At 46.5% G+C, this 14175-nt stretch carries 8 protein-coding genes; 7 read left to right on the plus strand and 1 reads right to left on the minus strand.

Annotated elements, in window-relative coordinates; all coding sequences use genetic code 11:
* Positions 1-273 precede the first annotated feature (273 nt).
* From OU814_RS06975 to trhO, 6 genes are all read left to right on the plus strand, one after another.
* Positions 274-1635: a cation:proton antiporter gene (locus tag OU814_RS06975; RefSeq protein ID WP_268181501.1), complete on the plus strand. Its 1362-nt coding sequence runs from the start codon at positions 274-276 to the stop codon at positions 1633-1635.
* 214 nt (positions 1636-1849) lie between these two features.
* A complete protein-coding gene (locus OU814_RS06980; protein ID WP_197693248.1) occupies positions 1850-2689 on the plus strand; it encodes a C39 family peptidase in 840 nt (279 codons plus the stop codon).
* A 343-nt stretch (positions 2690-3032) separates the two neighbouring features.
* Positions 3033-5141: a bifunctional arginine dihydrolase/ornithine cyclodeaminase gene (argZ, locus tag OU814_RS06985; protein ID WP_017289688.1), complete on the plus strand. Its 2109-nt coding sequence runs from the start codon at positions 3033-3035 to the stop codon at positions 5139-5141.
* Between the two features lie 214 nt (positions 5142-5355).
* Complete coding sequence (locus OU814_RS06990; protein ID WP_268181503.1) at positions 5356-6561, plus strand: M20 metallopeptidase family protein; 1206 nt, start codon at positions 5356-5358, stop codon at positions 6559-6561.
* A gap of 277 nt (positions 6562-6838) precedes the next feature.
* Positions 6839-7459: a superoxide dismutase gene (locus OU814_RS06995; RefSeq protein WP_268181505.1), complete on the plus strand. Its 621-nt coding sequence runs from the start codon at positions 6839-6841 to the stop codon at positions 7457-7459.
* 203 nt (positions 7460-7662) lie between these two features.
* A complete protein-coding gene (trhO, locus tag OU814_RS07000; RefSeq protein ID WP_268181507.1) occupies positions 7663-8493 on the plus strand; it encodes an oxygen-dependent tRNA uridine(34) hydroxylase TrhO in 831 nt (276 codons plus the stop codon).
* A 116-nt stretch (positions 8494-8609) separates the two neighbouring features.
* Here trhO and OU814_RS07005 read toward each other — a convergent pair whose 3' ends face one another.
* The gene (locus OU814_RS07005) at positions 8610-12770 is read right to left on the minus strand and encodes a DEAD/DEAH box helicase (RefSeq protein WP_268181509.1); all 4161 of its coding nucleotides are present in this window, start codon (positions 12768-12770) and stop codon (positions 8610-8612) included.
* 146 nt (positions 12771-12916) lie between these two features.
* Between OU814_RS07005 and OU814_RS07010 the strand changes: the two genes are divergently transcribed.
* Complete coding sequence (locus OU814_RS07010) at positions 12917-14083, plus strand: pyridoxal phosphate-dependent aminotransferase (RefSeq protein ID WP_017289674.1); 1167 nt, start codon at positions 12917-12919, stop codon at positions 14081-14083.
* Positions 14084-14175: the final 92 nt, after the last annotated feature.

The raw sequence follows: 14175 nt of genomic DNA on the forward strand, positions 1-14175 counted from the left end.
AGCTATGACTCCGGCAATGATTGAGAGTGCATTTTTGAGGCTGGAACCCTTGAAAATTCTAGATTTTCTTTGATAGCTTTCATTGTCGGTTTAATAGGCTTGTCTCGATCCAGGCAACCGCATCCAAAGCATGAGAGTCTTTGATTCGATCGGTTGCTTTTTTCATAACTGTCCGCAGTTTGATGAATCTTTCAAACCCTTAACCTTCGTTGTTCTAAATTCATGATTTTGTCCAACATTCTGCATCCTTTTAGTGGGGGGATAGCCGCTCTCATGACTCCAATACCATTCCTGGCGACCGCTGTTGCTGAAGATTCACCCCTAATTCTGTCTGGCGTATTGCTGACGCTGGTGGTGATTTACCTAGCCAGCAAGCTCGGCGCAGAAGTCGCTAGGCGATTAGATTTTCCGCCCGTTTTGGGGGAACTGGTCGCGGGTGTGATTGTCGGCGTTTCGGCATTGCATCTGGTGATCTTTCCCGAAGGGGGGCTATCTGCCTCTGACTCGGTGATTATGTCAGCGCTGCAAGGATTAAATCAGTTAGCACCGGATGCGATGACTCGGATCTTTGAGTCGCAAAGTGAAGTGATTTCGGTTCTGGCTGAAATCGGCGTGATTATTCTGCTGTTTGAAATTGGACTGGAATCCGATCTGCGACAGCTAAAAGAAGTGGGAATTCAAGCCACGGTGGTCGCCTGCGTCGGAGTCGCAGCACCTTTTGCAGCGGGTACGGCAGGGTTAATGATGCTCTTTCATGTCGCAGCAATTCCAGCAATTTTTGCGGGAGCCGCATTAACGGCAACGAGTATCGGCATTACCTCTAAAGTGTTGTCAGAGCTAGGTCAACTCAAATCCAAAGAAGGGCAAATCATTGTTGGCGCAGCAGTGATTGATGATGTCCTCGGCATTATTGTTCTAGCTGTCGTCGCTAGCTTAGCTAAAACGGGTGAGATTGATGTTACCAATGTCATTTACTTGATTGTCAGCGCGACGGCATTTTTGATGGGTTCAATTTTGTTGGGGGGTATCTTTAACAAAACTTTTGTAGCGATCGTAGATAAGCTCAAAACCCGTGGAAATATTGTTATTCCGGCATTCATCTTTGCGTTCTTTATGGCATTTTTAGGGAATGCCATTCATCTCGAAGCGATTTTGGGCGCGTTTGCAGCGGGTTTGGTGCTCGATGAAACCGATGCCCGGAACGAGTTAGATGAATTAATCAAACCGATCGCCGATTTACTGGTACCCATCTTCTTTGTGACAGTGGGAGCGCGTGCCGACCTCGGTGTGTTGAACCCGACAGTACCGGAGAATCGGGCGGGTCTCTTGATTGCTATCTTTTTGATGGTGGTAGCGATTATCGGCAAGCTGATCACAGGTTGGGCAGTGTTCGGACAACCCGGCATCAATCGAGTGGCGATCGGGGTTGGGATGATCCCTCGAGGTGAGGTAGGTCTAGTGTTTGCTGGCATCGGCTCAGCTAGCGGCATTTTGGATAAGCCGTTGGAGGTATCGATTATTATCATGGTCATTCTGACAACTTTTCTGGCTCCACCCTTTTTACGGGTTGCCTTTGGTTCATCCACAAATTCCATCCCAGAATCTACCCCGGCTGTGGAAACAGCTAGCAAGTAACGGTTTTACGAGATTACATCTGTTTACTCAACAGATGTAATCGATGATTGTGGCGCGATCCTCTGATCTACGGAACCGAGCATTAGAATTCTTGTATAGCAAGGTTACTCATACTGCGTAGCAATTCGGCGACGCAATCTTAAGAATCCTAGTTGGAACTTGTCATCGCTCCTAATCTTTCAGAAAAGATAGAGAAAATTTTCTCTATCTTTTTTTGTTTCATCCGCAAACCGATCGCGTCTCCCTGTTGTCACAGGCAACCATTTGTCAGGAGCGTCAGATGCTACAACTCAAAGTCTTAGTCAATTCAGTTCTCAAGCAGCAGCCCATCGACTCTAGCAAGCTTCCTGCCGATCAGAAACAGTCGATCGCAGCCGAAACGGTTTTAGAGATTAGCTCGTTTACTGTTGTTGCAGACCATCTCAAAGTTACGTTTGCTGATCGATCGTTTCAAGGTCAAAAAACCTGGATGATCTTCCAACGTCATGCGGTCATTCTCAAAGATGGAAAGGTGAACTTTCCGCAAGCCACTCGTTTAGCCGTACCTTATCTCGATCAGTTAGATAACTCCGATAATCCGTACGGAACTTGCAATGTTACAAGTCTTGCAATGGTGCTGTCTTACTTCCGAGTTCCTCCGCGTAATCCAAGTATCCGCTTTCCTGATGAACTCGATCGCTATTGCACTGAAAAGAATTTAGATCGCCATGAACCCGCAACGATCGCTCAAGTCGCTGAAGATTATGGCTGCCACGATCGCTTTACACAAACTGCAAGCTTTGAGCAAGTTAAGGAATGGTTAGCTCAGGGCAATCCAGCGATCGTGCATGGTTACTTTACTCCATCCGGACATATCATTTGCATCATTGGCTACAACGAAAAAGGCTTTATCGTCAATGATCCGTATGGTGAATTAATGTTTGATCCAAATCCTGAACTCAGCCACTACGATATCTACACCACAGGTGCAGGACTGACTTATTCCTACAATCTGATCTATCAAACTTGCTGTACAGATCATCAGTTCTGGGTGCATTTCATCTCAAAGCGTTAACTTCGTTTCTGGTTTGCGAGCGTTCTGAGATTCAGAATGCTCTTTTTAATTTAAATATTTTCGGAATATCTTGCCGTCGTTGAGCACGAGAAGGTTGGCTAATGCAGTTTGTGAGCGCTACGATCGCATTAAGCCTCTCTTCATGAGTTCATCGTTTGCTGACACATTTTAGGAATTAAGCGTTCCCTTTGTTCTTAGAATGGATCGAATGTCTGCCGCTACAAGTTCGACGTTAGCCCAGGATGTCCTGTAGTCATCGATACAACATCGAGACAACCTTGGGGTGCACACTCTCATTCATTGAGGGACACCCCAGAATACACATTTACCCAGATTTTTCTCTATGACATCTTCGATTCGGATTTTGATGTGTGCTCCTGACCATTACGATGTGGATTATGTGATTAATCCGTGGATGGAAGGGAATATTCACAAGTCGTCGCGCGATCGCGCAGTAGAACAATGGCACGGTTTGCATGACTTGATCAAGCAACATGCGATCGTGGATCTAGTCACGCCACAAAAAGGTGTCCCCGATATGGTCTTTACCGCTAATGCGGGTTTAGTACTAGGAGATACGGCTGTCTTGAGTCGTTTTTATCACAAGGAACGGCAGGGAGAAGAACCCTTTTTCAAAGAATGGTTCGAGAACAATGGGTTCACCGTGTACGAGCTTCCGCCAGAACTGCCGTTTGAAGGCGCGGGCGATGCTTTGTTCGATCGTGAAGGACGCTGGCTTTGGGCAGGGTATGGCTTCCGATCTGAATTGGATTCGCATCCTTACTTGGCAAAATGGCTGGATGTTGAAGTGTTATCACTGCGCTTAATGGATGAGCGCTTTTATCACTTAGATACTTGCTTCTGTCCGTTGAGCAATGGCTATTTGCTTTACTATCCACCTGCGTTTGATGCGTATTCTAATCGCTTGATTGAGATGCGAGTTCCCGCTGAGAAACGCATCGCGATCGCAGAACCTGATGCGGTGAATTTCGCGTGTAATGCGGTGAATCTCGATCATATTGTGATTATGAATAAAGCAAGTGCTGAACTGAAACAGCGCTTAGCAGATGCCGGATTTACAGTGCTAGAAACGCCGCTGACAGAATTTCTCAAAGCTGGAGGAGCCGCAAAATGTTTGACCTTACGGGTCACTGAACCTGTCCGGGTGGAACTTCATGCAGTGGCAACGATCGAGAGCCGAGTGGTGCAACTTGAAGGTCACTTGCTCGATTCGGGTCTGATCAACCGAGCATTGGATGTGATTGTTGAAGCGGGGGGAAGCTTCCAGGTCTTGAATTTCAGCTTGGGAACACAGCGTCAAAGTACGTCTTCTGCGGAAGTGAAGGTGTCGGCTCCGTCGCATGATCTGATGGAAACGATCATGTCACAGTTGATCGATTTAGGAGCCTTGCCGCGTCCAACCGAAGTCTGTGATGCTGAACTTGAGGCAGTGGTTCAAGATGGCGTTGCACCGGATGATTTCTATGTGACGACGATTTATCCAACCGAGGTTCGGGTGAATTGCGAATGGGTGAGAGTCGATCGTCAGAGAATGGATGGTGCGATCGCAGTTTCCGCCGATGGTAAAAGTGCTCAGTGTAAATTACTGCGAGATTTGACGACCGACGATCGAGTTGTGGTCGGAGTTGAAGGCATTCGCACAATTCGGAAGACGAGCACTCGCGATCAGCGCAACACTCAAGAATTTAGCTTTATGGGTGCAGGCGTTTCGAGTGAGCGGCGCGTGGAATTAGTCGTTGAGCAGATTGCTTGGGAATTGCGGCAAATTCGCGATCAAGGCGGTCGAGTCGTGGTGACAGCAGGCCCTGTTGTGATTCATACAGGCGGCGGCGAACATTTGGCGAAATTGATTCGAGAAGGCTATGTGCAGGCATTGCTCGGTGGCAATGCGATCGCAGTTCACGACATGGAGCAATCATTGCTCGGGACATCGCTCGGTGTGGATATGAAACGAGGGGTTTCTGTCCGAGGTGGGCATCGCCATCACTTGAAAGTGATCAACACAGTCCGGCGCTACGGTAGCATTGCCAAAACTGTGGAAGCAGGTGTGCTCAAGAGTGGCATCTTGTACGAATGCGTTCGGAATGATATTCCATTCTCGCTTGCTGGATCGATTCGTGATGACGGTCCATTGCCCGATACGAAGATGGATCTGATCGAAGCACAGCAAGATTATGCGCGTTTGATTGAAGGCGCAGACATGATTTTGATGTTGTCTTCGATGTTGCATTCGATCGGGGTAGGCAATATGACCCCATCGGGCGTGAAGATGGTGTGTGTTGATATCAATCCAGCAGTGGTGACGAAACTCAGCGATCGTGGTTCGGTTGAATCGGTTGGCGTTGTGACCGATGTAGGCTTGTTCTTGAGTTTGTTGGTGCAGCAACTTGAGAAATTGACGAGTGCTTATCGCTTGGCTGAGAAAGTGTAAGCGGAGTGGGGAGATGGGGAGTGGGGAGAAACCAGGCTTAGCTTGCTCCTTATCCTCTACAGATTTTGTGATGAACTACTAGAGCTGCTAGAAGCCGGATTTTTCTGAAAAATCCGGCTTCTATTTTTAGGGCACGATCCCATCAGGAGTGAAGTTTGCGATAGTGGAAGTCTAAGCTTAGAGTTTTTCTATCACGAAAAAGGTTTTTCCTATCATGGTTTCTACTTTCCTAAGTTCGCCTTCAGTCGATGTTTCACAAATTCGACTAGAAATTCGATCGCTGCAAGCTCAACTGGTCACTTGGCGCAGACAACTTCATCAACGTCCTGAACTCGGCTTTCGCGAACAATTAACGGCTGAATTTATCACCCAAAAACTTCAGGAATGGCAGATTCCACACGAAACCGGAATTGCAAAAACCGGAATTGTCGCCACGATCGCAGGAAATCGTCCGGGTCGAGTCTTGGCAATTCGAGCCGATATGGATGCGTTGCCAATTCAAGAGCAAAATGATGTGCCCTATAAGTCGCAGCATGATGGACTGATGCACGCTTGCGGACATGATGGACATGTAACGATCGCGCTTGGAACGGCTTATTATCTGTCGCAACATCGTGATTTTTCAGGCACGGTAAAAATCATTTTCCAACCCGCTGAAGAAGGGCCAGGTGGAGCAAAACCGATGATCGAAGCAGGGGTTCTCAAAAACCCAGATGTCGATGCGATCGTCGGATTGCATATTTGGAATAATTTGCCCTTGGGAATGGTGGGTGTGCGGACTGGGGCATTGATGGCAGCCGTGGAAACGTTTGACTTCACGATCGTTGGGAAAGGCGGACATGGAGCAATTCCGCAACAAACGATCGATTCTGTTTTGGTCGGTGCTCAAATCGTGAATGCGCTGCAAACGATCGTGGCGCGGAACGTTGATCCGATCGATTCAGCAGTCGTGACGGTCGGTGAATTCCATTCTGGGACAGCTTGTAATGTGATTGCGGCTTCAGCGCGGCTCAGAGGCACAGTCCGCTACTTTAACCCCAAATATGCGGGATATTTTGCGCAACGGATTGAACAGATCGTTGCAGGGATTTGTCAGGCACATGGCGCAACGTATGAATTCAACTATGACGTACTGTATCCGCCTGTGATTAATGATGGCGCGATCGCGGATTTAGTTCGGTCGATCGCGGAAACGGTGATCGAATCGCCCTTAGGAGTTGTGCCGGATTGCCAAACGATGGGGGGCGAAGATATGGCGTTCTTTCTGCAAGAAGTTCCAGGATGCTATTTCTTCTTAGGATCGGCTAATTCAGAGAAAGGATTAGATTTTCCACACCACCATCCTCGATTCGATTTTGATGAAACGGTATTGGGGATGGGTGTCGAGTTCTTTGTCCGCATTGTTGAGACGTTTCGCTGAAACGACTGAGCGAAGTTTGTAGAAATCAAGAATTATCCATGTTAGGGGCAAACGCCCCTTTTTTAATGAGAATCAGTATCAAGATAGATGTTGTCAGTATTTTCTAAAATATTCGGATTCAAAAGGCTTTTTGCCCCTAATTGTACGGTTAACCCGCCCTAGAATTTCGGATTTACTAATGCAACTCAAAATCAGAATGACTATGATTTAGATATTAAAGCTGACTTGTCACTTCAGCCAACAAGTTTTCGGACAATTCATTGGAGAGATTCAAATCATGGCTTTTGAACTGAAACCGTTACCTTATGCTTACGATGCGTTGGAACCTTATATTGATGCAACGACGATGCAACTCCATCACGATAAGCACCATGCTGCCTATGTGAATAACTTGAATGCAGCGATCGAGAAATATAGCGACCTACAAAGTATGTCTGTTGAGGATCTCGTGACTCACCTCGATCGAGTCCCGGAAGATGTTCGTACTACTGTTCGCAATAATGCGGGTGGGCATGTGAACCATACGATGTTCTGGGAAATTATGGGTGCAAATGGTAGCGGCACACCGACTGGAGCAATTTCTGAAGCGATTAATAATTCCTTCGGTAGTTTTGATGCCTTTAAGCAGCAGTTTAATGATGCAGGTACAAAACGTTTTGGTAGCGGTTGGGTTTGGCTTGTGCGATCGCAGCAGGGCGATTTGCAGATTCTCTCAACACCGAATCAAGATAGCCCACTGATTGATGGTCATACCCCGATTATGGGAAATGACGTTTGGGAACATGCTTACTATTTGAAATATCAGAACCGACGACCGGAATATCTCAATGCTTGGTGGAATGTCTTGAATTGGGAAGAGATTAACCGTCGATTCGATGCAGCGATGAGCGGACATTAATCTATCGATGATTAGAATCATCCACTTGTGTGATCTCGATCACTCACAGTATCATTAACCACAGACATACTGTAGAAGACTCAACTTTAGCCGAGTCATCAACAGGGAACACACGACTGGCCGACAGATTTCTCAGGAAGACTGTCGGTTTTTATTATTTAGACAGAAAACGCTAAACTAGAATCCCTGATTCTTCATCTCTCATGTTGGTTGCTGCTTTTTACAAGTTCGTTTCTCTCCCAGATTATGTGGAGTTGCGCGCTCCTTTACTGGCTCTGTGTCAAGAGCAAGAAATTCGTGGCACGATTCTGCTGGCGCAGGAAGGAATTAATGGCACGATCGCTGGATCAAGATCTGCGATCGCTCAAGTTCTCGACTATCTCCGCAGCGATTCAAGATTTGCTGACCTGAACGTGAAAGAATCTGAAACCGAATCGCGGATGTTCGATCGCTTAAAGATCAAACTCAAAAAAGAAATCGTCACCTTAGGAATTCCCGAAGTCGATCCGACTCAGAAAGTTGGAACCTATGTGAAACCGCAAGAGTGGAATGCGGTGATTTCTGATCCTGAGACGATCGTGATTGATGTACGCAATCGATTTGAAGTCAGTGTTGGCAGTTTTGAAGGTGCGATCGATCCTGAAACGGCTTCGTTTCGACAGTTTCCAGACTATGTGCGATCGCAGCTTGACCCGACTCAGCACCAGAAAGTTGCAATGTTCTGCACAGGTGGAATTCGCTGCGAAAAAGCTTCGGCGTATCTGCTGTCTCAAGGATTTAAGCAGGTCTATCACTTGGAAGGCGGGATTCTCAAGTATTTAGAAGAAGTGCCTTCAGAGGAGAGCTTGTGGCGGGGTGAATGTTTTGTGTTTGACCAACGGGTGGCAGTGACGCAAGGAGTCAAAGATGGCTCGTATGATATGTGCTATGCCTGCGGACATCCAATCTCTCTCGATGAAAAAGCCTCTCCTCTATATCAAGAAGGAATTTCTTGCCCATATTGTTCAGAGACTTGTTCGGAGTCATCAGAGTGATTCGGAGCCATCAGAAATTGAACGAGAATCTAACGATTGCTACTCTTAAAGTCAAAGTGCTTTGCGATCGCATTCTCTTCAGAAACTTGATTGGTACTGGCAAAGCTTGAACTGATTTAACCTTCTTGAATCAAGTGAAGCAGTTCATCGGTCGAGATTTTGCCGCTGACTTCTGTGCCTTCTAGTAAGCTATCTGCTAGCTCGCGTTTGTGTTGATGGAGATCGACAATCTTATCTTCGATCGTGTCTTTTGCCACGAGTCGATAGATTGTCACAGGACGCTGCTGACCAATTCGGTGTGCACGATCGCTAGCTTGATCTTCAACGGCTGGATTCCACCACGGATCCATATGAATCACATAGTCTGCGGCTGTCAGATTGAGTCCTGTTCCTCCTGCTTTCAGGCTAATTAAGAACACATCGCCTTCACCTGCTTGGAAAGCATTAATGCGCTTCTTGCGTTCAGGGGTTGAAGTCGAACCATCGAGATATTGATAAGCGATCGCTTTTTCTTGTAATAGCTCTTGCAAAATCTTGAGATGATCGACGAATTGACTAAAGACGAGAACTTTATGTTTGTTATCAAGCAATTCTTCTAGCACTTCGCTAAACAGTTGCAGCTTCGCACTAGGAAGTGGAGAGTCGGGAGTTACTAATCGAGTATTACAGCACGATCGACGAAGCTTCATAATCTCAGCTAAGACTTGCAAGTGCTTTTGTCCCGCAGTTGCATCGGATTCTGCAAGACGCTGCATTGCGCTTTTTCTCAGTGCTTCATAGAAAAGTCGTTCGTCAGTACTCAACTCGACATGAAGGACAATCTCAGTTCGAGAAGGCAATTCTTGTAAGACCTGAGTTTTAGTCCGGCGCAGGATGAATGGTTGAATCAGTTTTCTTAAGCGAGTTCGGGCTTGTTTATCTTCAAATCGTTCGATTGGAGTCGCAAAACGTTCGTTAAATTGTTCGAGTGAACCGAGTAAGCCAGGATTGATAAATCGGAATAGATTCCACAATTCGCCTAAGTGATTCTCGATCGGGGTTCCGGTTGTAATGAGTTTGAAGCCGCCTCTGAGGTTCATTGCAGCCTGCGATCGCTTAGTTGCAAAGTTCTTAATCGATTGAGCTTCATCGAGCACAATGGTTTGCCATTCGATTTGAGCTAGCTTCTGGGCAACGTCATCTTGCTGAAGTAAGCCATAGCTGCAAATCAAAATGTCAAACGGTTGTAGACGATCGAGAACTTTTTGGCGATCGCCACTTCCAAACTGAACAACATTCAATGTTGGAGCAAAGCGCTCAACCTCACTAATCCAGTTCAAACAAACCGAAGTTGGAGCGATGACTAACGTTGCTCCATTCGCAGCACGAGTGAGGATTAAAGCAATCGATTGTAAGGTTTTGCCTAATCCCATTCCATCAGCTAAACAGGCTCCTACGCCCCAGTGAGCAAGCTTTGTCATCCAGCGAAATCCTTCGATTTGATAGTCGCGAAGCTCGGCTTGTAGCGTTGAAGGAAGAACCGGATCGAGAGATTCGACTTCTTTGAGTTTTTGAATGTGTTTTTGCCAATATTGATCGGCTTCTAGTTCGCCAACTTCATCGATCCAATCCTCGATCGCAACTGCGGCAAGCGGATGAAATCGAGTTTTCTTGCCTTGCTGTTCTGCGATCGCTCGAAATTCATCGAGTCGTTTGCGAAACTCTTTGGTGAGTGCGAGAAACTGACCATCTTCTAGACGAATAAATCGACTGTTCGATTGTCCTAATAGTTCTAACAGCCGTTGCATTTCCAGCACTGAGTCTTCGTCAATTCTCAGTTCACCGCTGGCTTCAAACCAATCTCGCTGGCGTTGAATCTTCATCTGAAAATTGCCGATTCCAACTTCGCGGCGAATGCGGAACTTTTCACCTTCGGGATGAGAAATAATAATGCGATCGCCCAATTCCTGAAGCTCTAGCAATAGCTCCAAACAATCCTCTGGATCTTCAATGAGCCATTCGCCATCTTCTTGCTCATGTTCCATTAAAATATCGCAGTCGAGCATGGCATCATTTGCCAATTTTCGTTCTAGCTTCAGGTCTCGTGTAGTCTGTAATCGCTGACCTTCGACTTCTGCAATGACAGTTTCTCCGCCCATTCCAGGACGATAGTATGATCCACCCGTTGCAAAGGGACGAACTAATACGGCAACTCTCAGCCCGGATCGTGCAGGCAGAAGATGAAAATTAGGAGTTGGGTCAGCAGGTACTTCTTCAGCACTCACACCACCACCGATATCTGAATGAACGGTCACCAGTCCAGAGATTGCGTGAATCGCATTGAGCACTCGATCTTTCGCTTGTTCAGGGACTTCTAATTTGTTGCGCGATCCTAGAATTTCTCCAATTCGTCGATGCTCAGCCGTCAGTTCAATAATTTTCAGCCGAGTTGGACTTTCTTTGATTAATAAAATGCTTTGATTGTCTTTGAGAGCCGGAGATAGTTCTAAGGTTAAGCGATCGTGCTTTCCCTTTTTCACAATCAATTCTGGCTCACCTCGGACTACCTCAATCTTTGTGCCCGGTGCATCGTCCCAAAAGACATAGGGATGACCGATTAAACCTAGAATTGCTTTCTCGTCAAATCGATAATCGACCTGTCCATAATATCCGCCTGATGAATAAGCTTTGAGTCCAGCACAAATTTTCTGATCTTGCTCGGTTAAGTAAGGAAAATCCTCACTTGATCGCACTAAACGCTTCAAGGCAACATTTCGACCTTTTCCCCATTCGCCTTTTGCATTCAAAGATTGCTCTTTGGGTTGAATTGTCCAAGAGCTAGCATACATTGTAATAAACCAAGCTAAGCGCTGTTTTGTTTCGGAAGGTTCAGAAACAACGGGAGCTTGATTGAGGTTTGTCAATGCATTTAGGCAAAGCTCCCAAGGTTCGAGTGACTTGACTAAATCAACTAAAGGAACAATTTCGGTCGATCGCTGAAGTTGTTCTGCAATTTCAACAAATTCGCTCTTGGGTTTGAATCGCGAGAGTAACATAGCAACTTCGAGCGCGACCCAGTAATAGCCTGAGGCTTGAGCTTGAGCATAGAAAGCGCTGAGTCCACTTGAAAGTCTGGATCTCGCAGTCGATGTGTCTGTCCAGTACACGACGAGTGCATTCACAATTGTTTCGATGCCATGCTGATGTCGATAAGGAGCTAAATCGAGAATCCAATCTTTCTGAGCAATATCTCCTTGCTGAAGCTGAATGATTTTCTCTAGCGTTTCATAGGTTGGACTCAGCCAATTCTTTGCCTGTTTTCCAATTCCTGCATAGGTTTTAGCTTCACTCAATTGAGCGGTCGATCCCGCTTTTAGCAATGCCAAGATGAAAAAGATGCCAAGTAGCCCGCTGAAATAGGCTTTGCGTTTGCCGATAGCTTTGCGAAAGGCAGCAAGCCCGATCGTATATTGTGAGATCGCAGTCTCGAAATCCCCGCTTAACGTTTTTAGCCATCCGGATAATGCGGCACTTGGCTCTGCGGGTAAGCGTTCTAAAATAGATTGTGCTTCAGCCAGTTGTCCTCTCAATAACAGTTGCTCGACTAAAAGCAGCGGTTGCCAACTAAATTTAGTCTTGTTTTGCTGACAATCTTCCTGAAGCAGTGTAAATGCTTCATTCGCAGGAACGAATTGCTGCACGGAATGATTCAAAATTCCGAGGAGGACTGTTTCATATAAAGGTGCTGGCAATGAGCGCACCCACTCTGCATCAAATGAACGATTACAGACTTGAAAGATCGCTTCATCGATCGTGATTTTTGTTCGATTGAAACTGTAGCGAGAGTAGTGCTCAAACTGTTTGCTGGCGTAGGTGAGATCGTTTCGATAAATGCCGATGCGAAATTCGCGCAAAAACTGTTGCTCAGTCTTGAAATATTTAGCGCTGCCTGAGAGCACTTGAATGGGATTGACTGCCTCAGTGGCGGCGACCAGAGTTTCAAACTTGTTGTCTGCGATCGCGTCCCGAGTTGCAATTTCAACGATCGCTGGATTGCACTGAAACCCGTTTGAAACTTGCACTAAAATTTCATCATTAATTAAGCGATCGAGTCTCGTCTTCAGCATCGCATCGCTCAAGACTTTCCCACCCTCTCTGATCCCCGCATGCTGGAGACATTTCAAACAAGCTGCACGGTATATCGGTTCATACATAACCGAGAACACCTGTACGATTTGGCGCTTGATCTTGTCTAATTTGCGATAGCGATTGAGAATCTGAGCGTGATCATCACTCATAAGCGTTTAGCTCAATGAAGTTTAATCAGGATAACAAGAAATTTAGGCTGCTCTCAAACCTGAATTCCCAAAAAAATTAGCATTTAAGATCAGGGGATCACGTTAAGATCTAAATCCTAATTTAACCTCCGCGTTCTGGAACTGATATGAAACTGGCAGGAAGAGTAAGTCAGGTGACTCCATCGCTCACCCTCGCGATCGACGCAAAAGCCAAGGCGATGAAGCGTGACGGTATTGATGTCTGTAGCTTTAGCGCAGGCGAACCCGATTTCGATACACCAGACCATATCAAGCAAGCGGCGGTTGATGCGTTGAAACAAGGTAAAACTCGATACGGCCCTGCTGCTGGAGAACCGCTCTTAAGAGAAGCGATCGCGCACAAACTGCAAACCGAGAATCAACTCTCCTATGCTCCCGAAAATATCATCGTGACGAATGGCGGTAAACATTCGCTCTACAACTTGATGATGGCAATGATTGATCCGGGCGATGAAGTGATTATTCCCGCTCCCTATTGGGTGAGTTATCCCGAAATGGTCAAACTCGCGGGGGGTGTGCCTGTGATCGTCAAAACGACGGCTGAAACAGGCTACAAAATTACGCCAGAGCAGTTGCGCCAAGCGATCACAGATAAGACGCAGCTTTTCATTCTCAACTCGCCCTCAAATCCTACGGGCATGGTTTACACCCCAGATGAGATTCGCGCGATCGCTCAAGTGATCGTTGAGAAAAATATCTACGTGGTTTCAGACGAAATCTATGAGCGCTTGCTCTATGACGGTGCAGAGCATTTGAGCATTGGGGCTGTCAGTCCAGAAGCGTTTGAGCGCACAATTATCAGTCATGGATTTGCCAAAGCTTATTCGATGACGGGCTGGCGAGTCGGCTATCTCGCGGGGAATCTGGATTTAATCAAAGCGGTGACGAAGATTCAAGGGCATAGCACCTCGAATGTCTGTACGTTTGCTCAATATGGCGCGATCGCGGCGTATGAAGGTTCACAAGATTGTGTCGAGAAGATGCGCCAAGCTTTTGCCGAGCGGCGACAAGTGATGTTTGACGGGGTAACTGCGATTCCCAAATTAACTTGTGTAAAACCGGATGGAGCTTTCTATCTGTTTATCAACATTAGTCAGCTCGGCATGACTTCGCTTGAGTTTTGTGATGGTTTGCTGACAGAACAGAAAGTTGCTGGAATTCCTGGAATTGCATTTGACGCAGACGATCATATTCGCTTCTCTTACGCGACGGATATGAATACGATCGAGCGCGGACTCGATCGCTTAGCTGCGTTTGTCAAATCTAAGATTTAGTCATTTCAACAGAGCGTCGAATTACGGTTGCCTGGGTGAATGGAATTTGCGGCTACTATCGCCGTTCTAAGTTTAGTGGGGAGTGGGGAGTT

Origin of the sequence: Leptolyngbya sp. GGD, from assembly GCF_026735145.1 — a bacterium.
GTDB classification, from domain to species: Bacteria; Cyanobacteriota; Cyanobacteriia; order Leptolyngbyales; family Leptolyngbyaceae; genus Leptolyngbya; species Leptolyngbya boryana.